This is a genomic window from Paradesulfitobacterium ferrireducens (genome assembly GCF_017310645.1).
GTDB lineage: Bacteria > Bacillota > Desulfitobacteriia > Desulfitobacteriales > Desulfitobacteriaceae > Paradesulfitobacterium > Paradesulfitobacterium ferrireducens.
Genome location: NZ_JAFLRH010000040.1, coordinates 221660 through 242849 on the forward strand (window position 1 = coordinate 221660; position 21190 = coordinate 242849).

The following is a 21190-nucleotide window of genomic DNA, read 5'->3' on the forward strand; positions in this document are numbered from 1 at the left end:
ATTTTGGGAGGGTAGTGATTGGGGTCTAAGAGAACAAAGGGATGGAAGCATCTGCTCTTGATATTTGTCGGCACCTTCCTGACCGCTGCTTTGGTCGGGATAGGCTCGGAACTGCTGGTACGCCATTCTTCACTGTTGGCGGCAGGAGTGTTCTTGCTGGCAGTGATCGGGACAGGGATTCTGTTCGACATTATCGGGATGGCAGCGACTGCGGCCACCGAAGCCCCGCACCATGCGCGGGCGGCGAACCGGGTGTTTGGAGCCCAGCAAGCGGTGTATCTTATTCGCAATGCGGATGTCGTGGCCAATTTTTCCAATGATATTGTCGGGGATGTGGCCGGTACCCTTAGCGGCGTCACTGCGGCTACCATTGTTTTAGATCTGATACGCTACTCCCCGGCGTTGTCAACCTATGAAATCTGGCTTAATACGGGAATGCTTGCCCTGGCCGCATCTCTGACGATCACAGGCAAGGCGGCCGGGAAAACCTTTGCGATTCAGGAGGCCAATGAAATTATTGCCTTAGTCGGAAGATTGATTGCAACGGTGGAAAAACTTACGGGATGGACGTTGACCAAGCCCAAAAAGCGCAGGGGGAGAAAAAATGAGCCTACTCGAAAAAATTCATAAACCCCAGGATTTACGGGCGCTCACATATGCCGAACTGAAACAGCTGGCCGCAGAAATCAGAGAGGAAATGATCCGGGTGGTCGCCGCCAATGGCGGGCATCTGGCCCCTAACTTAGGTGTAGTGGAGCTAACCTTGGCCTTGCATCGCACCTTCGCCAGTCCCAAGGACAAAATCATCTGGGATGTTGGGCATCAGACCTATGTCCACAAATTGATAACCGGACGGCGCGAAAGTTTTAAGACCCTGCGCCTCTATCACGGGATATCAGGTTTCCCCAAACGGGCGGAAAGCGAGCATGATTGTTTTGAAACCGGACATTCGAGTACCTCGATTTCAGCGGCAGTCGGCTTTGCCAAAGCGCGGGATTTGACCGGGGATGACTATCATGTGGTCGCGGTCATCGGAGACGGGGCCATGACCGGCGGTATGGCTTATGAGGCCTTGAACCATACCGGACATAACGGTACGAGCCTGATTGTGGTTCTCAATGACAATGAGATGTCAATTTCTCCGAATGTTGGGGCCATGTCCTCCTATCTTAACCGCCTGCGCACAGACCCCCGGTATGACAAGCGCAAGGCCGATCTTGAAACCATGATCAAAAAGATCCCCGGCATCGGCTCTAAAGTTGCGAAAGCAGCGGAAAAGGCCAAAGACAGCCTCAAATACCTCTTAGTACAAGGTCTTTTATTCGAAGAGCTGGGCTTTACTTACCTTGGCCCGATTGACGGGCACGATCAGATGCTGATGGAGCAAGTCTTTGAACTGGCCAAGCAGAAAAAAGGACCGGTTCTGGTCCATGTGGTGACGCGCAAAGGGAAAGGATTTGGACCGGCCCAGAACAACCCGGATGTGTTTCACGGGGTCGGGCCGTTCAATTCGGAAACGGGTGAGATTCCCAAGAAATCCTCCCCTCCGACTTATACCCAGGTCTTTGGGGATGCTTTGTGTGAGCTGGCCCGCCGCGATGATAAGATTGTCGCGATTACGGCAGCCATGCCCACGGGCACGGGTTTGGGGCTGTTTGCCAAGGAATTTCCTCAGCGCTTTTTTGACGTGGGGATTGCAGAGCAGCATGCAGTGACCTTTGCTTCCGGGCTGGCCTTGGCGGGAATGAAACCAGTGGTGGCGATTTACTCGACCTTCTATCAGCGGGCGTATGACCAGGTATTGCATGATGTCTGCCTCCAGGGTGCCAAGGTCGTGCTGGCTATTGACCGGGCCGGGGTTGTCGGGGATGATGGCCCAACCCACCATGGAGTTTTTGATATTTCCTTTCTGCGCGTGATTCCGAACTTAGTTTTGATGGCCCCTAAGGATGAGAACGAGCTGCGTCATATGCTCTATACCGCCATGCGCCACGAGGGGCCGACGGCCGTGCGTTATCCGCGCTCAACAGGGCAGGGCGTTGAATTGGATGAGGACTTTCAAGGGATCCCCATCGGTAAAGGGGAAGTTGTGCGGGATGGACGGGATTTAACCATCATCGGGGTCGGGCCCCTGGTTAACACTTGTGAACTGGCTGCTCATGAGCTGCGTCACCGCGGGGTCGACGCCGCCGTCATTAACCTGCGCTATTTGAACCCGCTTGATCGTGAACTTATTTTGCGCTATGCCCGCCTGACCAAACACGTTATCACCGTGGAGGATCACGTGTTAAGCGGAGGCATGGGCAGTGCTGTGCTTGAAATATTGGCTGACGAAGGGTTAAGCGGGGTTGCCGTAGAACGCTTAGGCTATCCCGGGTTTGTGGATCAGGGGTCGATCCCGATACTGCACCAGGCCTACGGACTTTCGGTGAAAGGGATTCTGGGAGCGGCTGAACGCTTGCATGTCGGACGGCGGGCTGCCAGGTCATGAGCAAAGGGAAAGAGCGATTGGATTTGTTGTTAGTGCAAAAGGGTTTGGCCGCAAGCCGGGAAAAGGCGAAAGCCGCGGTCATGGCCGGATTGGTATATATCGACGGGCAGAGAGCGGACAAGCCCGGCATGGAAGTCCCGGAGGGTGCTCTGCTGGAAGTCAAAGGAGACAGTCTCCCTTATGTATCCCGGGGCGGCTTGAAGCTGGCGAAAGCGGTAGAAGTATTTAACTTAAACTTTAACGGGTTGATGGTGGCCGACATCGGCGCCTCGACCGGCGGGTTTACAGACTGTGCCTTGCAAAACGGAGCCCAAAAAGTGTATGCCATCGACGTGGGCTATGGGCAGCTTGACTGGAAATTGCGCACCGATCCGCGCGTAGTGGTGTATGAACGGGTAAATGCCCGTTATCTCGACCGTGAGTCGTTGCCGGAGGCGGTGGACTGGGTCGTCTGCGATGTGGCTTTCATCTCCGTCACCAAGATATTTGCCGCCATGGCCGCCATCCTCAAACCGGACGGGCAAGTCATGACCCTGATTAAACCCCAGTTTGAAGCCGGGCGCGAACATATCGGAAAAAAAGGTGTCGTCAAGGATAAAAGTGTCCAGCGGCAAGTTCTATACGACGTGCTGACAGAAGCCGAACACCAGGGTTTCAGCGTGCGCGGCCTCGACTACTCTCCGATTCGCGGCCCGGAAGGAAACATCGAATTCCTCGCCTGGCTCACCCGCACCCCAGCCCCCGGTCCTGCCTTCGACTGGAGAAACAACCTAGATGAGCTAGTCAATCAGGCTCATCAGAAAACTACTTAGACTTGCAGCACCCACTAGAAGAATAAAATCAGGAAGTTGCATTTGCTTAGCGAACCGTCTGAGCAGAGGAGCGTTAAGCGAGTGCAGTTGGCGTAGCGTTAAACGCACCGACGGGACTAGTCCACGGAAACAAGTGCGTTAGTCCGTGCAAGGACTAACGGGACTGATGCCGCGTGTGCCATGGACGGCACATAACGCGGCGCACATGCAGAAAGCAGAAGGGTTTCGGATGCGTTAGCGAAGCCAACAAACTCGATCCTTCGGCGAACAGCTTCACGCTGTTCGAGCATCCGGCACCCAGGTGAGCGGGGCTGCGGCTTGGCCATCCCACCAAATTACCTTAAGGAGACATCCATGAACATTGTCGGCCTCTGGCCCAATCAAAGCAAGCCCGAAACTGAAAACTTATCCCTCCAACTCAAGCACTGGTTCCGGTCACGCCAGTGGGAGGTTGTTCCCAAATGGCAGGAAGGTGCGCGCGAGAAAGTTAACTTCCTGATTTCTCTAGGCGGGGACGGCACCCTTCTGGAAGCGGCGCGGGAAGCCGCTCCCTTAGGCATACCGGTGCTGGGGGTTAACTTTGGCCGCTTGGGGTTTCTATGTGAGATTGAGCGGGATGAAGTGTTTGTGTCCTTGGAGAAAATCCTGCGGGAAGACTTTGTGGTGCAGGAACGCTTAATGCTGGAAGCCAGCTTGCGCGGAAGCGGAGAGGGCAGCTTCAGCACCACGGTTTTAAATGATGTGGTCTTTATGCGCGAAAGTTCAGAAGGGCTGATAACCTTACAGGCCAATTTATCCGGAGAGCCGTCCGTCAGCTATCCGGCCGATGGTTTGATTGTAGCCACGCCCACAGGGTCAACGGCCTACTCTCTCTCAGCCGGGGGACCGGTAGTGAGTCCGGATGTGGAAGCGATTATACTTACTCCTTTAGCCGCTCATTCATTGTCGGCCCGGCCGATGGTCGTATCTCATGGAGAAGAGATTGAAATTCTATTAGCACGGGGCCGTACCTGTGATGTAACCTTCGACGGCCAGCATCACCTGGTGCTGCATCCCGGAGAAACCATCTGCATCCGCCGCTCTGCCCTTAAGGCTTTGCTTATTCGTTTGGGTAGCCGGAGCTTCCCCAGGGTGGTGCGGGAAAAATTGAGGGACCGCTGGCATGATTGAGCGCATTCAAAGGATTCAAGATATTCAGGGGCTTTTGCGCTTGCTCTTAAAGCAATTTATTGCAGAAAGGGATGTCGTGCTTGATGCCACGGCCGGACGCGGGCGCGATACGGTATTTCTGGCCGAGTGCGTTGGCGCTGCCGGAAAAGTCTATGCTCTGGATATTCAGGAAGAGGCCATACGTGAAACCGGCCAACTTCTTGAGATATACGGGCTTAAGGACAGAGTCATGCTATATCTGCTCGACCACGCTGCCCTGGACCAAGTCGTTCAGGACAAACTGGCGGCAGCCGTGTTTAATTTGGGTTATCTTCCCGGCAGTGACCATCAGATTACGACTGAGCCCGCCTCAACCCTTGCAGCTATCCGGGCTGTACTCAAACGGCTGAAGCCGGGCGGGGTGCTGGCGTTGACCCTGTACCGGGGGCATCCGGGGGCCGGGGCAGAGGCAGCAGCCGTTGAAACCCTGCTTCAGTCTTTACCGCCTAAAGAGTACAGTGTCTTAGCCGGAAACTACTTAAATCAGAAGAAAGAAGCGCCTTCATGGGTGCTTGTGCAAAAGATCGGAGAGGATTGAGCATATGAAAGCCCGCCGCCATATGAAAATCCAAGAATTGATTAGCAAGGAACCGGTCCATACTCAGGAAGAGTTGGCCGAAAAACTGAGGGAAGCGGGTTTTGATGTCACCCAGGCCACAGTCTCCCGCGATATTAAGGAATTGGGCCTGATCAAAATTCCCACCAGTGATGATGAATACCGCTACGCCATTCCGGGTGAAAAGCACCCGTCCAACCTCCATGAACGCCTGAAACGCATGCTTCGGGAAACGGTCGTCTCAATCAATGACAGTGAAAACCTGGTGCTTATCCGTACGATTCCGGGCAATGCCCATGCCTTAGCCTCCCTTTTGGATAACAGCAACTGGGTAGAAGTCATCGGCACCGTGGCCGGGGATGATACCATTCTCCTGGTGATTAAGCCCAAAGAAGCCGTCTCCGCGGTTTTGGAACGGATTAACCAGCTGCTGTAAGGGGAGATTGAGATGCTCTTAGAAATGCGCCTCGAGAATTTTGGCTTAATGGAAAAGGTTGAGCTGACTTTCGGCAAAGGCCTCACGTTATTCAGCGGGGAAACGGGTGCCGGAAAATCCATGCTGATCGATGCCCTGGGCGTTCTGCTGGGGGGCCGAGGGAGCGCTGATTTGATCCGGCATGGGGAAGAACAGGCCCGCCTGGAAGGTGTGTTTGCAGAATTGCCTGCGGAAGTCATGGATTACCTGGAAAGTGAAGGATACCCGGCAGAAGAGGGCCAGCTCTTCCTTTTTCGCGAGCTGAACATTTCCGGCCGCAATATCTGCCGGATTCAGGGCCGTTCCGTGCCCTTATCTCTTTATAAAACCCTTTGTCACAACTTGGTGGACATTCATGGGCAAATGGAGCAGCAGTCCTTACTGCGGGCGGACAATCACTTAAAGCTCCTGGATGCTTTAGGCGGGCCCAAGCAACAGGAGTTATTAGACAAGGTTCGGGCCTTAGCCCGTTCCTATAAAGAACTGGTGCATCAAGAACAGGAGCTGAAGCTTTCCGAGCAGGAGCGGGAGCGGCGCGAGGATTTGCTCCGATATCAAATCGAGGAAATCGACCAAGTCGCCCCGGTTCCGGGAGAAGAAGAAATCTTGGAACAGGAGAAGAAGCGCCTGAGCAATGCGGAACGGATTATGAACCTAGTGGGACAATCCCACGCGCTGCTCTACAGGGGGGCTCAGGGTACCCCGGCGGCTTATGACATCTTGGGGCAGGTGCACAAATTCATGCAGGAACTGGTGCGCATAGACGAAAGCTGCACCGGTCTGCTTGAATCGCTGGAGAATGTATATTACACCGTCGAAGACTTGGCTGATCAAATCCGGGCTTATCAATTGAGTTTTGACTTTGAACCCGGACGGCTGGATGAGATCGAAGACAGGTTAAACCAGCTCCACCGCCTGCGCAAATACGGGAATCAGGCAGAAGAAGTGTTGAAAACGCGCTCTGAACTGGCTCAAGAACTGGATCAGATCACGCATATGCAGGAAAAGCTGGAAGAGATCGCTTTGAAAAAAGCCGGGCAGCTTAAGGAATACGAGCACTGGGCCCAAAAACTCAGTGCTGCCAGAAAAGAGCAGGCCCTGCTGCTGGAACGCGGGCTTGAAAGTGAACTAAAGGATTTGGCTCTGGAACAAAGTAAAGTAGAAGTGCGTTTCAGCGAACGGACTGAGCCGGGACTTAGCGGCAGCGAGGACGCTGAGTTTTTCTTCAGTGCGAATCCGGGAGAGCCGCTCAAACCATTGTCCAAGGTTGCATCCGGCGGAGAAATCTCGCGCCTGATGCTGGCTTTTAAGAGCATGCTGGCCCAGGTCGAAACGGTAGGCACCTTTATTTTTGATGAGGTAGACAGCGGGATTGGCGGGCGTACCTTAATTAAAGTCGGAGAAAAACTGAGTAAAATCGCCTGTTATAAACAAGTATTCTGTATTACCCACGCGGCCCAGGTTGCTGCTTTTGCCGAGGAGCATTACGGAATTTATAAAGACATATCAGGCGGCCGTACCCGAACCCATGTTAAAAAATTAACCGTGGAGGAACGGGTTCAGGAACTAGCCCGCATGCTGGGCGGGGAACAAGAGGAGATTACAAGGCAGCACGCGCTTGAGCTCTTGCAGCATTTTGGTTCAAATTCGAATTATAGTTTTTGAAATATATTCTAAGAATAATAATAACGAAGTTAGCAAAGAGGCAGTTGATTAAAATTGAGCGTTAAGGCTCAATTTTTTTATGGGAATTTAGCAAAGCACTAGAAAACGTGGAACGGATTTTAGAGGATGAAATCAAAGATATCTGGACATTTTAAGATTAGGTTTCGTTAAACAAACAAAAATGCAAGAATTCGAGGGGAAATGGAAGAACAATGGGGAGAAAAATAGGTGGAGGGATAAGAGAATGAAGATCAGAAGAACCATTGCTCTTCTCAGCATCCTTCTCTGTACCTTCCTCAGTTTTGCTCCCGGAATTTTGAATCTGACTCAAGTCCCGGTTGTGCCTGGCCAAGTTCCCCAAGTTTCCGGAATGCTTTCAAAAATTGTCTCGGTTGTACCGGTATCAGCCGCTGAAGCAGCCAGTGTGAGCACGGTAAACCGGCCCCAAGTCATGGAAATATCCTATAAGCTGTTCGGAATCTTTCCCTTAAAAACGAATAAAGTTGAAGTGATGCCGTCTTTAATGTTAATCCCAGGCGGCCAATCCATTGGAGTCAGTCTTCAAACTCAAGGAGTGATTATTGTTGGTCAGGCTCCTGTCATGGGTCAAGACGGAAAAAAACGCTATCCCGCTAAGGAGGCGGGAGTAGAAATCGGAGACGTTATCTTAAAAATTGACGGCAAAGAGGTACACTCCGATCAGGAAGTTGCCGAAGCGATTCACCAAGCCGGCGCAAGTCAAGGAAAAGTGGGGTTATTATTAAAGCATAAGGGAGAAATTATAGAAAAAAGTGTCGCTACTGTTTATTGTCCTGAAACCTCGAGACATCGGATTGGTCTTTACGTTCGAGATGAAGCCGCGGGAGTTGGAACTTTAACCTTTATTGATCCTGTCACCAGAAAATATGGTGCCTTAGGTCATATCATCAACGATGCCGATACCAATCAGAGAATCGAAGTGGCGGATGGGAAAATTGTAAACTCATCGATCTATGGGATTGAAAAAGGAAGCCGGGGTCACCCCGGGGAAAAAGTTGGTTCCTTTGATACGAATTCAATGTTCAGTGGCAGTATCGAAAAAAATACCATGACCGGAATCTTTGGAGTATTAAACGGTCAGATTTCCAATCCTTATTTTGAAAGGGCGATTCCGGTAGGATGGGAATCGGAAGTTAAAGAAGGACCGGCTAAGATTTATACTGTAATCCAGGGAGACCGCATCCAGGAATATGATGTAAACATTGAACGGATTTTAAGCCATCGTACGGACGCGAAAAATATGGTCATCCGAGTGACCGATCCGGAACTCATTAAAGCGACCGGCGGCATTATTCAAGGGATGAGCGGCAGTCCGATTGTGCAGGATGGTAAACTAATTGGAGCAGTGACCCATGTTTTTGTTAACGATAGTTTGCGAGGATATGGAGTCTTTATGCAAAACATGTTAAGGGAATCCGGAATCCTCGAACGAAGCGAAGCGGCTTAGTTAAAGGTATAAGACTGTCCAAGAAAATAGGTTGGACAGTCTTTTTTTAAATTAGAATCAATTTTTTTTGCCATAAAAACATTTTTCTAAGCTAAAAGCAGAAGGAATAAAGAAAGAATTGTCGAAACATTAACAGGATAGGACCCACTTAAGGGAGGCAATAGGATGGATAGGTCAATACGCGTATTAGTGGCCGATGATAATCGAGAATTTGTTGAAGTCTTGAAAGAGTACATACAAAGACAAGATGATATGAATTTGGTAGGGGCAGCCTATCATGGGAACGAAGCTTTAGATTTGATCTTTCGCGAGTCACCGGATGTCGTTGTGCTGGATATAATCATGCCTCACTTGGATGGGTTAGGGGTGTTGGAACGGCTCCAGAATGAAGCTGACAAACCCCACGTCATTATCTTAACCGCTTTTGGCCAAGAGAGTATGACTCAGCGTGCCGTGAATTTGGGAGCCGATTATTACATATTAAAGCCTTTTGATTTGGATACGTTAGGTAAACGGATTCGCCAGCTTTACGAACAAAATTTCGTATCTAATCCTGCAACGTCCCTGAATCGTGTCATTAACAGCTCTGGTTTTGCTAACCCTGCCGTTGCCAATTCGGTTTTGCCGCAAATGTCCAGCAAAAACCTAGAAGTTGAAGTCACGCGCATGATTCATCAAATGGGTGTTCCTGCGCATGTGAAGGGCTATCAATACTTGCGCGATGCCATCGTAAGCGTAGTCCAGGAAGTTGCTCTTTTAGGAGCAGTGACTAAGGAACTTTATCCGATGATAGCCACAAAATATCAAACCACGCCCAGCCGGGTGGAAAGAGCGATCCGGCATGCAATTGAACTGGCTTGGGACCGTGGAAATGTGGATTTTATGAACCGCTTCTTTGGGTATACCATCAATGTCGACCGCGGAAAGCCTACAAATTCCGAGTTCATTGCCATGGTTGCCGATAAGCTGAGAATGTCCAAACTGTTTTAATTTCATGATGTCACGATGAAATTTTCGCGGCCGCTTATTAAGCGGCTCTTGTTATAAGGGGGCATTTTTGGATGCATGACACTCCGCGGGCCAATAGGCTTCAGATTGCGATTTTCGGACGGCGTAATGCCGGGAAATCTTCACTAATTAATGCTTTGACTCATCAGGAGATTGCACTGGTATCAGAGACACCGGGTACAACGACCGATCCGGTCTTTAAAGCAATGGAAATTTTGCCGCTGGGTCCGGTATTGCTAATTGATACAGCGGGGATTGATGATGAGGGAGTTTTAGGGGAACTGCGCACCGCCCGAACCTGGAGGGTGCTGGACCAGGCAGACTTGGTGCTTTTAGTTGTGGATAGCGTTAATAGAGATCTAACTCATCGGTTAGGGGATTATGAGCGGGAAATCATCGGCCGTTGCCAAGAACGAAAGATCCCGGTGATTGGGGTATTAAATAAAATCGATCTAACGGATCAGCTGATTCTATCGGAAATGACGGTACTCAAAGCCGGCCTGGGCATTCCATGGGCGGCTGTTAGTGCTACTGAAAGCGAAGGAATGGAAGAACTGATCCGGCTTATGATCGCCCACGCTCCCCGGAATTGGGATGAACCGGTACTGGCTGGGGATTTGGTTTCTAAAGGGGAGCTGGTCGTGCTGGTTACCCCCATTGATGCCTCGGCTCCCAAAGGACGGCTGATTCTGCCCCAGGTCCAGACCATTCGTGATTTGCTGGATCATGATCTCTGGACCTTGGTGGTCAAAGAAACCGAATTGGAGGAACTGCTGGCCCAAGTCTCACCCAAACCCGCGCTGGTGATTACCGATTCCCAAGTCTTTCCCCTGGTTGAGCGCCTGACTCCTCCGGAAATCAAGCTGACTTCATTTTCGATCTTAATGGCGCGCGCCAAAGGAGATTTGGGGACATTAGTCCGGGGAGCGTTAGCGATTGCTGATCTGCGGCCCGGTGACCGGGTCTTGATTGCCGAGGGGTGCACCCATCACCGCACGGATGATGATATCGGCAAGGTGAAAATACCGCGCTGGCTTGAGCAGAGAGTGGGAGAAACCCTTGAATTTACCTGGGCCAGCGGCACGAGCCTCCCGCCGGATTTAGAATCCTACCGATTAATCGTGCACTGCGGCGCCTGTATGCTTAATAAGCGCGAGATGCTTTCCCGGATCATGCATGCTCAACAGGCCCAAGTTCCTATCGTCAACTACGGCGTGTGCATCGCCTATCTGCACGGGATACTTCCGCGAGTCTTATCCCCGTTCCCGGAGGTACGAAGGCTACTGGGGAACAGTCTTGAGTAATATATTAACTGTAGGAGATGAGGATTTCTTGGAAAGAGAACGGGCAGACTTTATCAACGAGTCTGAGATTCAGGACATTCTGGCGCAGGCTCGCGTGGCCGGTCCGGAGGAAGCGCACAGAATCCTGGACAAGGCGGAACACGGAAAAGGTCTCAGGGCTGAAGAGGCGGCGGTGCTCTTAGAATTAGCGGATTCAGAACTCTTAAAGCGCATGTATCACCTGGCTGCAGTGATTAAAGAGAAGATTTACGGCAAGCGGGTGGTTTTATTTGCTCCGATCTATATTAGCAATTTTTGCGTCAATAACTGCCGTTATTGCGGGTATCGCCATCAGAACGAGCTCAACCGCCGCCGCCTGAGTATGGAGGAATTGGCGGACGAGGTCAGGATTTTGGAAAGTTTGGGTCATAAGCGTCTGGCCTTGGAATGTGGGGAAGACCCGGTTCAGGCTCCCATCGAGTATGTCCTGGAGGCCATCCGCACCATCTATCAGGTGAAGGAGGAAAACGGAAGCATTCGCCGGGTCAATGTCAATATCGCGGCCACCACGGTGGATGAATACCGTTTATTAAAAGAGGCGGGAATCGGTACCTATATTCTGTTCCAAGAAAGTTATCACCGGGAGACCTATACCAAAGTTCATCCGTCCGGCCCGAAACGGGATTATGACTGGCATACGACGGCCATGGACCGGGCCATGACCGGTGGCATTGATGACGTGGGCTTAGGGATTTTGTTCGGGCTTTATGATCATAAGTTTGAGCTGATTGCCTTGCTTAAGCATGCGGAGCATTTGGAAGAGCGGTTTGGCGTGGGCCCGCATACCGTGTCTTTCCCCCGGCTAAAACCGGCCCAGGGAGTGGAAATGGGACAATTCTCCTTGGTTCAGGATGATGATTTCCGCAAGCTGATTGCCATTACGCGCTTGGCTTTGCCTTATACCGGAATCATTTTATCCACAAGGGAAAAAGCTGAACTACGGGATGAATTGATTAATCAGGGTGTATCTCAGATTAGTGCGGGCTCCTGCACCGGCGTCGGCGGTTATAGTCAGGAACATGCTAAGCAGCTGGTTAAGCAGCTTGATCCGCAATTTACGGTGGAAGACGTGCGGACACCGGACGAAACCCTGCAGAGCGTGTGCCGGGCCGGATTTATCCCGAGCTATTGCACTGCCTGCTACCGTCAGGGGAGGACGGGTGACCGCTTTATGGCTTTGGCCAAAAGCGGGCAAATCCAGAACGTGTGCCAGCCCAATGCAATATTGACTTTTAAAGAGTTTTTACTTGACTACGCTTCTCCCGAGTTAAAAAGGATCGGGGAGCAAACGATTCAGGCCCATTTGGAGCAGATCGCCGATCCGCGTATCCGAGCTCTCACCGTAGAAAGACTTGGGCGGATTACGGCGGGAGAGCGGGATTTTTACTTTTAACCTAGGGGGAGTTACCGGTATGGACTTGAAAGAAAAACGCCTTGACGGAGAAGTCTTGTTCGAGGGACGCATTCTGCGGCTGGAACGGGACCGGGTGGAACTGCCCAATGGACAGGAGTCTATGCGGGAAGTTGTGCGTCATCCGGGGGCCGTGGCTATTGTGGCTTTGAAAGGGGAAGAGCTGCTGTTGGTGCGCCAGTTCCGCTATGCTCCCGGGTGCGAATTGTTGGAGATTCCGGCCGGAAAACTGGACCCGGGAGAATCCCCCAGGGCTTGCGCCGAACGGGAATTGCGTGAGGAAACAGGCTATCGCGGGAGTCTCGAACGGCTGGGGACTTTTTATATGACCCCGGGTTATACCGATGAAGTGATTCATATTTTCTACGCCACAGACCTGGTGTACGATCCCCTGCGCCAGGATGAAGACGAATTTCTGGAGGTGGAGAGTATTCCTTGGTCCAGGGCTTTGACCATGGCGGCTCAAGGGGAATTTAATGACGGTAAAACCGCTCTTGGAATACTCTTAGTACAGGAGAAACTCAAGTGATTTATGCGGACTTGCACATACATATCGGGCAGAGCCTGGATGGGCGAGCGGTCAAAATAACCGCCGCCAAATCTCTGAGCCTGCCCAATATTATCGAGACAGCCCAGGAAGTGAAAGGCCTGTCACTAATTGGAGTTGTTGATGCCCAATCTCCGGGCGTACGCAGGGATTTGACGGCACTCCTCAGTGCAGGGGTCTTGCATCCGCACAGCGGCGGCGGGTATACAACCGGCAAACTGACGCTCATCCCGGGGACGGAAATTGAATTGAAGGCAGGAACAGGCAGCGCTCATTTCCTGGCCTTTTTTCCTGCGCTTGAGCAGCTTGAGCGCTATGCCAGACGCTTAAGCCCCTATGTCAAGAACTTGCAATTAAGCTCGCAGAGGGCGTATCTAGCCGTGCCGGATTGGCTGGAGATTGTACAGGAGACCGGAGGGATCTGGCTTCCGGCCCATGCCTTCACCCCGCATAAGGGGATCTACGGGAACTGCTGCCGCCGTCTGGCCGAGGTTCTGCCAGTGCTTCCCCAAGCGCTGGAAATCGGCTTGAGTGCAGACCGCTCTATGGCCTTGTCTGTAAGTGAACTGCAAGGGGTGCAGCTGTTCAGTAATTCCGACGCCCATTCCCTGCCTAATATTGCGCGCGAGTATAACGCCCTCCGTTTGGGAGACAATTCCTTTCAGGGACTGGAAGACCTGTTCGCAGGCAGGGCCGGGGAAATCACGGGCAACTATGGTCTGCCTCCGATCGTCGGCAAATATCATCGTACCTACTGTCTGGTGTGTGAGCAGGTAGTGGAGGAAGAACCGCCCCGATTAACCTGCCCCCGCTGCGGCAGCAGCAAGGTGGTCATGGGAGTCCTGGACCGTTTGCGGGTGATTGCCGACAGAATTCCTCCGGATGATTTCCGCTACCACTATCAGGTGCCGCTAAGCCAGCTTCCCGGGATTGGACCTAAGACCTACGCCCATTTACTGAAAGCCTTCGGCACGGAAATGGCTGTACTGCATGATGCGCCTGAAGGGGATCTGGCCCGGGCAGGCGGGGAGAAAGCTGCTTACTGGATTATGAAAGCCCGCTCCGGAGAGCTTAATTTCAGTCCCGGCGGGGGCGGTATTTTCGGGCATGTCAAAATGTAAACTGTGGACATACTTTTCCCTGGCTCTGAATAAACATGTCCTAGAAACCTGCGGGAGGAGCAAAAGGCCATGTGGACGAAGCTGGGGGAGCATATCAAGCAGTATTGGGTGATTTATTTAACGCTTTCCTGTGTTTATTTAGCGGGAGTGATTTTTGGAGCGGTTGGGGTAGAGGCTTTGGGGGTTTCGGAACAGGGCCAGCTGGCGAAATTTTTGGATTCCTTGCTCCAAAGCCAGCCGACGGCCTTAGATTCCGGCTTCCTGGAGCAACTGGCCAGGGATACGTTTATTATGATGGCGGGAATCTGGGTCTTGGGGCTCACGGTGATCGGCGCCCCCTTGATTTACTTGATCGTCTTTACCCGTGGCTTTATTCTCGGGTTTACCGTTAGTTTTTTCATAGAAGCTAAAGGCTTGCTCGGTTTGGCTTTGACCCTGGTGTCCGTGTTCATCCCGTCCTTATTCGTAATACCTCTATTGCTGCTGGGGGCAGGGCTGGCGACCGTCTTTTCCGTTTTGCTCTTAAGAGGAAAGAACAGCGGTCAGTCCCTCAGGGGGGAATTTCTTTATTACAGTATGGCGGCGGCTTTGGTTTCCCTGGGTGCGGTAGCCGCCGGAGTGACACAGGGGTATTTTTCTTTGCTGGGGGTGCGGTTGTTTCTCGGGTAATTCTTAAAAATGTTTTATAGGAAATTGAATGACTTTTAACTTTTACGCAGAAAATAAGGGAGTGTTCGCTCCCTTTTGTTTTTTATATCACTTCAGTTATAATTTACTAATAGGGGGTTAGTTAAAATGATTATCGGCTGTCCGAAAGAAATCAAGAATAACGAAAACAGGGTTGCAATCACTCCGGGCGGAGTGCACGACTTTGTTCAGTCCGGACATAAGGTGCTGGTCGAGAAGTCGGCCGGGGAAGGAAGCGGTATCCGGGATGAGGAGTATACGGCGGCCGGTGCTCAGATTGTCAATTCAGCTGCTGAGGCCTGGGGCGCGGATATGGTGATTAAGGTCAAAGAGCCCCTGGCTCAAGAGTATAATTTCTTTAGAGACGGTCAGATTTTATTTACTTACCTTCATCTCGCACCTGAACCAGAACTAACCAAAGCTTTAATGGATAACAAGGTTGTGGCCGTCGCTTATGAAACGATTCAGCTGGATAACGGATCCTTGCCTCTGCTCGTTCCGATGAGTGAAGTGGCCGGAAGAATGTCCATCCAAATCGGAGCCCAGTTCCTGGAAAAACCCCACGGGGGCAAAGGGGTGCTGTTAGGCGGTGTTCCAGGAGTGCCGCCCGCTCATGTAACGATTGTGGGCGGTGGGATTGTGGGAACCAACGCCGCCAAGATGGCAGTCGGCTTAGGTGCGGATGTGACCATTCTGGAGAAGAATCCCCAGCGCTTGCGCGAACTGGATGATTTGTTTAACGGGCGTGCCAAAACGCTCATGTCCAATACTTATAACATTCGCAACGCTGTGGCTCAGGCTGATCTATTGGTGGGGGCGGTTCTGATTCCGGGTGCACGCGCTCCGCGCCTGGTCACGGAAGATATGGTGAAAAGCATGACCCCGGGAAGTGTGATCGTGGATGTGGCGATTGACCAAGGGGGCAGCATTGAAACGATTGACCGGGTGACCACGCACAGTGATCCTACCTTTGTCAAGCACGGGGTGGTCCATTATAGTGTGGCCAATATGCCGGGCGCGGTTGCCAGAACATCGACCTTTGCCCTGACCAATGCGACCCTTTCTTATGCTCTGGAAATTTCAAATAAAGGCTATCTGAAAGCGATTAACGAAAACCGGGCGTTGCGCAAGGGAGTCAATGTGATTAATGGCAAACTGACGTATAAGGCTGTGGCCGCGTCGCTCAATATTCCTTACACCCCGTTGGAGGAAGCGCTGATGTAAAGAATGAGAAAGTATCCGGCACTCTTCTTTACCCGCTCACCACGCGCCGGAGCTGTTCGCTTGTCGACTCTGCTACCGCGCCAAACCTTTGGGTAATACCTGGATTGAAATCCACTTGCTAATGCCCTGCCGGGCGCAAGTGGCGTTAGTCCACACCGTGGACTAACGTGTGGCGCGGCTTCACGCTTCGTCGACTACGCTCTCGACGCTCCTCTGCTCGAACGGTTCGCTAAGTAAGGAAGAGTGCCTGGTACGATCGTTTTTAAGTTTTTTGCTCTCTGCTGTGGTGTGGCAGGGAGTTTTTTTTGTCACTAATTTCCTAGGAAGTAGAAGGCTTGAGACGTGCTTTCCCGGCATAAATTCTTATGGATGGGGGGGAGAGGGATGCGTCAAGCCGGAGTGCGCGAGGTGATTCTTTACGTTGGCAGAGTGTTCTTGCTGCTTTTATTATTGGCCGTCCTCTTGCCGAAGCTGGCCGGGATTGCCAACACCTGGCTGGGTTCTGTCGGCCGCGATGAAGAAAAGCCAAGCGGGAATCCCATGCGGGTGGAAAAGCTGCCCCTAAGTGAATTTGTGCTTCATCTGTTCACCGGGAATGAACGTTAAAGGAAAAACAGGAAAAAATCCTTCCCGTGTAGAATTTAACTGGCAGGGGGAGGATAAGCATGAAGCACTCGAGCCTTCTCAAAAGCTATTTGAACTTTCTCTATGTGGAAAGGGGTTTGGCGGAGAATACCCGTGAAGCCTATGCCCGGGATTTGCGGCGGCTGGAAGAGTTTCTGGAGCGCAAGGGCAAAAACCCGGGTGATTGTGATGCCAATGATTTGTTTGTCTTCCTATTGGAACTAAAGAAAGAAGGCATGGCGGCACGCACAGTGGCACGGGTCACGGCTGCGCTGAGGGGTTTTTTTGCCTTTCTGGAGGCGGAAGGATTACGTGCGGATGATCCAACGCCCTATTTAACCAGCCCTAAACTAAATGAAGTGATCCCAAGGGTGTTGTCTGAGAAGACAATGGACAAACTATTAACTGACAAGCTTGAGGCCGGGGAGTTAGCCGTCCGTGACCGGGCGATTATGGAGGTCTTTTATAGCAGCGGCTTGCGAGTGTCGGAGTTAACCACGGTGCGGATAAATGATATTGAACTGGAGCTTGGGTACGTTAAATGCCGCGGCAAGGGAGGAAAGGAGCGGATTGTTCCCCTGGGGGAAGAAGCCGTGGCCGCTTTGCGCAGGTATCTGGGGAAGGCACGCCCGCTCTTGACCAAAGGGAGAAGCGTTGAGACCTTGTTTCTGAATGCCCATGGCCGGGCACTCACCCGCCAGGGAGTGTGGCTGATCCTTAAGAACTGGGCCAAAAGCCACGGCATCGAGGAAAATATTTACCCGCACATGCTGCGCCATACCTTTGCCACCCATCTTCTGGAGCACGGAGCGGATCTGAGGTCTGTGCAGGAAATGCTTGGGCATGCCGACATCGCGACTACCCAGGTGTATACACATTTGACGCGCAAGCGCCTGCTGGAGGTGTTCCGGCAAGCGCACCCGCGCGCGGATTGAACGAGACTTCATTCAGAGGGGAAATCAAGTCCCACTGAATGTTAGTCGAGTCCATACTGGACTTAACCGCCCTTTGGCACCCGCCGCCTATAGAGGCGGGGGACTTAGGGCGGGTTGGTTTAGTGTTAAGGAGGGATTTCGTGGGACGTCGAGCGATTGTGATCGTTCTGGACAGCGTGGGAATCGGAGCTTTGCCCGATGCCCGCGAGTATGGAGATGAAGGCAGCGATACCTTAGGGAATATCGCTAGAGTGCAGGAAGGGCTTACTCTGCCCAATCTGGAAAAGTTAGGCTTAGGGAATATTAAGCCGCTGCAGGGGGTGAAGCCGGCTTTAGAGCCTGCAGGGAATTACGGCAAGATGGCAGAAGCTTCCGCGGGCAAGGACACAACCACCGGGCACTGGGAAATGGCCGGGGTCATTCTCAAGCAGGCTTTTCCTACTTTCCCGCAAGGGTTTCCGGCGGAGTTTATCTCGGAGTTTGAGCAAAAGATCGGACGCCGGGTGATCGGAAATGAAGTGGCTTCCGGGACGGAGATTATCCAGCGCTTAGGGCCCGAGCATATGAAAACCGGGAAACCGATTGTCTATACATCGGCCGATTCCGTGTTTCAGATTGCAGCCCATGAGCATGTGATTCCGCTGCCGGAGTTAATGCGCATTTGTACCATAGCCCGGGAAATGCTGGCGGGGGAGCTGAAGGTCGGCCGGGTGATTGCCCGACCCTTTGTGGGTGAGCCGGGGAATTTCACCCGCACCGCCAACCGCCATGATTTTGCCGTGTCTCCGCCCCACCCCACTTTGCTTGATTATGTGCAGCGGAAAGGGCTGGCTGTGCAGGCGGTTGGCAAAATCCGCGACATCTTTAACGGCCAGGGTGTTACGGAACATAAGCCCAGTAAGAGCAATGCCGAGGGTGTGGACAAGACCCTGGAATTCATGATGGAGCACCAAGACGGCTTGATCATGACGAATCTGGTGGATTTCGATATGCTCTACGGGCACCGCAATAATGCTGAGGGGTATGCCGAAGCTTTGAAAGAATTCGACCGCAGGCTGCCGGAAATTTTACATAACTTGGAGGATGATGATCTTTTAATCATCACGGCGGACCACGGCTGCGACCCGACCACCTCCAGCACGGATCACTCCCGGGAATATGTGCCGCTCTTGGTCTATGGGAAAAAGCTGCGCCGGGGAGTTGATTTAGGAATCAGGAACACTTTTTCCGATGTCGGAGCGACCGTAGCCGAGTATCTGGAGACGGAAGCCTTTCCCTGGGGGAAAAGTTTCTTTCGATCAATAAGCAGATAACTGAACTCTAAAATAATGTTATATTATAAGAGGCAAGCTTCCTTGCAGAGCGAATTTCAAAAGGAGTGTGATCATTATGCTGCCGGAGCAGGAGCAAGTGAACCGGTTGGCGGAAACGCGCCGCTTTTTAGTTGGAAAAACAAATCTAATGCCGGAGATTGGGATCATTCTCGGTTCAGGACTTGGCGGTTTTGCTAGTTTAATTGACGAGAAAACCGTAATTCCCTATAAAGAGATTCCGCATTTCCCGATTTCTACGGTCGAAGGCCACGCCGGGCAGCTCGTATTCGGCAAGGTCAGCGGGAAAAGCGTTGTCGCCATGCAGGGGCGCTTTCACTATTATGAAGGGTATAACATGCAGGAAGTGACCTACCCGGTGCGGGTGATGCAAGTCTTAGGCGCCACCGGCTTAATCGTCACCAACGCTTCCGGAGGGATAAATCCCGCTTACCGGCCGGGTGATCTGGTCTTAATCCGGGATCATATTAACTTAATGGGGGAAAATCCGCTGCGGGGAGCGAATCTTTCAAGCTTGGGGCCCAGGTTTCCGGACTTGAGTGAAGCCTATGATCTGGAATGGCGGCAAAAAGTCCTGCCCCTGGCGCAGGAACTCGGAATCACCCCGCAAGAGGGAATTTATGCGGCCTTAAGCGGGCCCAGCTACGAGAGCCCGGCGGAAATCCGCTACCTGCGGACGATTGGGGCGGACCTTGTCGGGATGTCGACCGTACCGGAAGTGATTGTCGCCAATCACGGCGGAATGCGGGTACTGGGGATTTCGTGCGTTACCAATATGGCGGCCGGGATTTTGCCGCAGAAGCTCTCGCATGCTGAGGTAATCGAGACCACCGAGCGCATTGAGAAGCTGTTTGTGCGCTTTATGCAGGCGCTGCTGAGGGTACTGTAGAAAGAATTGGGGATAGAGATATGCGGATGGTTGATCTGATAGAGAAGAAAAGAGATGGGAAAGCGCTTACCCGCGAGGAGATCCGGTTTATCATTGACGGATATGTCGGCGGAGAAATTAAGGACTACCAAATGTCAGCCTGGGCGATGGCTGTATTTTACCAGGGCATGAATGCGGAAGAAACGGCGGAATTAACCCTGGCGATGGCCGAAAGCGGGGAACAGCTTGATCTTTCCACCCTTGAAGGCAAATTCGTAGATAAGCACAGCACGGGCGGAGTCGGAGATAAAACCACCTTAATCCTGGCGCCGATGGTTGCCGCCTGTGGAGTGCCGGTGGCTAAAATGTCCGGCCGGGGGCTGGGGCATACAGGCGGCACCATAGATAAGCTCTCATCCATTCCCGGCTTCCAAGTTGAACTGGAGCGGGCAAGCTTTCTATCCCAGGTCGAGCGGATCGGGCTCGCTGTCATGTCCCAATCCGGGAATTTGGTGCCTGCGGATAAAAAGCTTTACGCTTTGCGCGATGTGACTGCCACGGTCGATTCCATACCCCTGATCGCATCTTCCATTATGAGCAAAAAGATTGCAGCCGGGGCGCAGGGGATCGTGCTTGACGTCAAATATGGTTCCGGCGCTTTTATGAAAGACCTGAATGCAGCCCGCACCTTGGCGGAGGCCATGGTGCAGATCGGGAACTCCTTAGGACGGCGGACGGTTGCACTCTTAAGTGATATGGAGCAGCCTTTGGGCCGGGCTGTGGGCAACAGCCTGGAGGTTTTGGAAGCGATCGACACCCTGCAGGGTCAAGGCCCGGCGGATTTAGTTGAGGTTTGCCTGGAACTTGGCGCCTGGATGCTGGTTGCCGGCGAGAAAGCCCCGAATGCCGCAGCCGGAATAGAAGTTGTACGGGAAGCCCTTGAAAGCGGAGCCGCCTGGGAGAAGTTCCTTGAGCTTGTCAAGGTTCAAGGCGGGGATGTGCAAGCGGTACAGGAGAAAAGGTTAGCTGTATCCGCTGAGCGGGTGCCCTTCCCGGCCCCTCAAGCCGGGTATGTCCAGAAAGTGGATGCGCGGACGGTGGGCAACCTGGCGATGGTACTCGGTGCCGGGCGAGAAACCAAAGAATCAGCCATTGACCTGGGAGCGGGTGTGATCGTCCGCAAAAAAGCGGGAAAATGGGTAGAAGCCGGGGAAACGCTGCTGGAGCTTTACAGTGCGGACGAGAAGAAAATGGCTGCGGGCCTAAGCCTTGCCCGCGAAGCCGTGACGCTGGGAGCGGAGCCTCCTGAGCATAAACCGCTAATCGCAGAGGTAATACTTTAGGTCTAGTTCTCTGTCCCCCCGCGTATGGTGTAGGAGAAAGCTTACGCGGGGGTG

20 protein-coding genes are annotated in these 21190 nt (G+C 52.4%); all 20 read left to right on the forward strand.

Translation table 11 applies throughout. The features are described from left to right. Nucleotides 1-18 precede the first annotated feature (18 nt). Nucleotides 19-630: a hypothetical protein gene (locus tag J0X21_RS13805; protein ID WP_206812771.1), complete on the forward strand. Its 612-nt coding sequence runs from the start codon at nt 19-21 to the stop codon at nt 628-630. Beyond that, the gene (gene dxs, locus J0X21_RS13810; protein ID WP_206812772.1) at nt 605-2491 is read left to right on the forward strand and encodes a 1-deoxy-D-xylulose-5-phosphate synthase; all 1887 of its coding nucleotides are present in this window, start codon (nt 605-607) and stop codon (nt 2489-2491) included. The genes J0X21_RS13805 and dxs overlap by 26 nt, the downstream gene beginning before the upstream one ends. Next, a complete protein-coding gene (locus J0X21_RS13815) occupies nt 2488-3303 on the forward strand; it encodes a TlyA family RNA methyltransferase (protein ID WP_206812773.1) in 816 nt (271 codons plus the stop codon). The genes dxs and J0X21_RS13815 overlap by 4 nt, the downstream gene beginning before the upstream one ends. A gap of 354 nt (nt 3304-3657) precedes the next feature. Beyond that, the gene (locus J0X21_RS13820) at nt 3658-4473 is read left to right on the forward strand and encodes an NAD(+)/NADH kinase (protein ID WP_206812774.1); all 816 of its coding nucleotides are present in this window, start codon (nt 3658-3660) and stop codon (nt 4471-4473) included. Next, nucleotides 4466-5050, forward strand: a complete 585-nt coding sequence (locus J0X21_RS13825) for a class I SAM-dependent methyltransferase (protein ID WP_206812775.1) — start codon at nt 4466-4468, stop codon at nt 5048-5050. The genes J0X21_RS13820 and J0X21_RS13825 overlap by 8 nt, the downstream gene beginning before the upstream one ends. A 4-nt stretch (nt 5051-5054) precedes the next feature. Then, on the forward strand, nt 5055-5504 hold the full coding sequence (gene argR / locus J0X21_RS13830) for an arginine repressor (RefSeq protein WP_206812776.1): 450 nt from the start codon (nt 5055-5057) through the stop codon (nt 5502-5504). Nucleotides 5505-5516: 12 nt separating this feature from the next. Next, nucleotides 5517-7208 (forward strand): DNA repair protein RecN, encoded by a 1692-nt coding sequence (recN, locus tag J0X21_RS13835; RefSeq protein ID WP_206812777.1) that lies wholly within the window; start codon nt 5517-5519, stop codon nt 7206-7208. 244 nt (nt 7209-7452) lie between these two features. Beyond that, nucleotides 7453-8694 carry a SpoIVB peptidase gene (gene spoIVB / locus J0X21_RS13840; RefSeq protein WP_206812778.1) on the forward strand — a complete coding sequence of 414 codons (1242 nt, stop codon included), beginning with the start codon at nt 7453-7455 and terminating at the stop codon, nt 8692-8694. Nucleotides 8695-8859: 165 nt separating this feature from the next. Continuing rightward, nucleotides 8860-9684 carry a sporulation transcription factor Spo0A gene (gene spo0A / locus J0X21_RS13845; RefSeq protein WP_206812779.1) on the forward strand — a complete coding sequence of 275 codons (825 nt, stop codon included), beginning with the start codon at nt 8860-8862 and terminating at the stop codon, nt 9682-9684. A gap of 71 nt (nt 9685-9755) precedes the next feature. After that, the gene (hydF, locus tag J0X21_RS13850) at nt 9756-11006 is read left to right on the forward strand and encodes a [FeFe] hydrogenase H-cluster maturation GTPase HydF (RefSeq protein WP_206812780.1); all 1251 of its coding nucleotides are present in this window, start codon (nt 9756-9758) and stop codon (nt 11004-11006) included. 28 nt (nt 11007-11034) lie between these two features. Beyond that, nucleotides 11035-12438, forward strand: coding sequence for a [FeFe] hydrogenase H-cluster radical SAM maturase HydG (gene hydG / locus J0X21_RS13855; RefSeq protein WP_206812781.1), 1404 nt, complete (start codon nt 11035-11037; stop codon nt 12436-12438). Nucleotides 12439-12457: 19 nt separating this feature from the next. Further along, complete coding sequence (locus J0X21_RS13860; protein ID WP_206812782.1) at nt 12458-12985, forward strand: NUDIX domain-containing protein; 528 nt, start codon at nt 12458-12460, stop codon at nt 12983-12985. Then, nucleotides 12982-14124: an endonuclease Q family protein gene (locus J0X21_RS13865; protein ID WP_206812783.1), complete on the forward strand. Its 1143-nt coding sequence runs from the start codon at nt 12982-12984 to the stop codon at nt 14122-14124. Before J0X21_RS13860 ends, J0X21_RS13865 begins: the two co-directional genes overlap by 4 nt. 69 nt (nt 14125-14193) lie before the next feature. Beyond that, nucleotides 14194-14793 carry a stage II sporulation protein M gene (gene spoIIM, locus J0X21_RS13870; RefSeq protein WP_206812784.1) on the forward strand — a complete coding sequence of 200 codons (600 nt, stop codon included), beginning with the start codon at nt 14194-14196 and terminating at the stop codon, nt 14791-14793. Nucleotides 14794-14919: 126 nt separating this feature from the next. Further along, complete coding sequence (gene ald / locus J0X21_RS13875; protein WP_206812785.1) at nt 14920-16035, forward strand: alanine dehydrogenase; 1116 nt, start codon at nt 14920-14922, stop codon at nt 16033-16035. A gap of 384 nt (nt 16036-16419) precedes the next feature. Next, a complete protein-coding gene (locus J0X21_RS13880) occupies nt 16420-16641 on the forward strand; it encodes a hypothetical protein (protein WP_206812786.1) in 222 nt (73 codons plus the stop codon). A gap of 59 nt (nt 16642-16700) precedes the next feature. Continuing rightward, entirely contained in the window at nt 16701-17594 is an 894-nt protein-coding gene (gene xerD / locus J0X21_RS13885) for a site-specific tyrosine recombinase XerD (protein WP_206812787.1), read from the forward strand. A 140-nt stretch (nt 17595-17734) separates the two neighbouring features. Then, nucleotides 17735-18907 (forward strand): phosphopentomutase, encoded by a 1173-nt coding sequence (locus tag J0X21_RS13890; RefSeq protein ID WP_328812964.1) that lies wholly within the window; start codon nt 17735-17737, stop codon nt 18905-18907. A gap of 76 nt (nt 18908-18983) precedes the next feature. Next, nucleotides 18984-19814: a purine-nucleoside phosphorylase gene (locus J0X21_RS13895; protein WP_206812789.1), complete on the forward strand. Its 831-nt coding sequence runs from the start codon at nt 18984-18986 to the stop codon at nt 19812-19814. A 20-nt stretch (nt 19815-19834) separates the two neighbouring features. Then, the gene (locus J0X21_RS13900) at nt 19835-21136 is read left to right on the forward strand and encodes a pyrimidine-nucleoside phosphorylase (protein WP_206812790.1); all 1302 of its coding nucleotides are present in this window, start codon (nt 19835-19837) and stop codon (nt 21134-21136) included. Nucleotides 21137-21190: the final 54 nt, after the last annotated feature.

Bases quoted from the DNA above. Each gene is read 5' to 3' on its own strand.
- xerD (WP_206812787.1), top strand. From the start codon at position 16,701: ATGAAGCACTCGAGCCTTCTCAAAAGCTATTTGAACTTTCTCTATGTG.
- J0X21_RS13895 (WP_206812789.1), top strand. From the start codon at position 18,984: ATGCTGCCGGAGCAGGAGCAAGTGAACCGGTTGGCGGAAACGCGCCGC.
- recN (WP_206812777.1), top strand. From the start codon at position 5,517: ATGCTCTTAGAAATGCGCCTCGAGAATTTTGGCTTAATGGAAAAGGTT.
- J0X21_RS13815 (WP_206812773.1), top strand. From the start codon at position 2,488: ATGAGCAAAGGGAAAGAGCGATTGGATTTGTTGTTAGTGCAAAAGGGT.
- J0X21_RS13900 (WP_206812790.1), top strand. From the start codon at position 19,835: ATGCGGATGGTTGATCTGATAGAGAAGAAAAGAGATGGGAAAGCGCTT.
- dxs (WP_206812772.1), top strand. From the start codon at position 605: ATGAGCCTACTCGAAAAAATTCATAAACCCCAGGATTTACGGGCGCTC.
- spo0A (WP_206812779.1), top strand. From the start codon at position 8,860: ATGGATAGGTCAATACGCGTATTAGTGGCCGATGATAATCGAGAATTT.
- spoIVB (WP_206812778.1), top strand. From the start codon at position 7,453: ATGAAGATCAGAAGAACCATTGCTCTTCTCAGCATCCTTCTCTGTACC.
- hydF (WP_206812780.1), top strand. From the start codon at position 9,756: ATGCATGACACTCCGCGGGCCAATAGGCTTCAGATTGCGATTTTCGGA.
- argR (WP_206812776.1), top strand. From the start codon at position 5,055: ATGAAAGCCCGCCGCCATATGAAAATCCAAGAATTGATTAGCAAGGAA.
- J0X21_RS13820 (WP_206812774.1), top strand. From the start codon at position 3,658: ATGAACATTGTCGGCCTCTGGCCCAATCAAAGCAAGCCCGAAACTGAA.
- spoIIM (WP_206812784.1), top strand. From the start codon at position 14,194: ATGTGGACGAAGCTGGGGGAGCATATCAAGCAGTATTGGGTGATTTAT.
- ald (WP_206812785.1), top strand. From the start codon at position 14,920: ATGATTATCGGCTGTCCGAAAGAAATCAAGAATAACGAAAACAGGGTT.
- J0X21_RS13825 (WP_206812775.1), top strand. From the start codon at position 4,466: ATGATTGAGCGCATTCAAAGGATTCAAGATATTCAGGGGCTTTTGCGC.
- J0X21_RS13860 (WP_206812782.1), top strand. From the start codon at position 12,458: ATGGACTTGAAAGAAAAACGCCTTGACGGAGAAGTCTTGTTCGAGGGA.
- J0X21_RS13880 (WP_206812786.1), top strand. From the start codon at position 16,420: ATGCGTCAAGCCGGAGTGCGCGAGGTGATTCTTTACGTTGGCAGAGTG.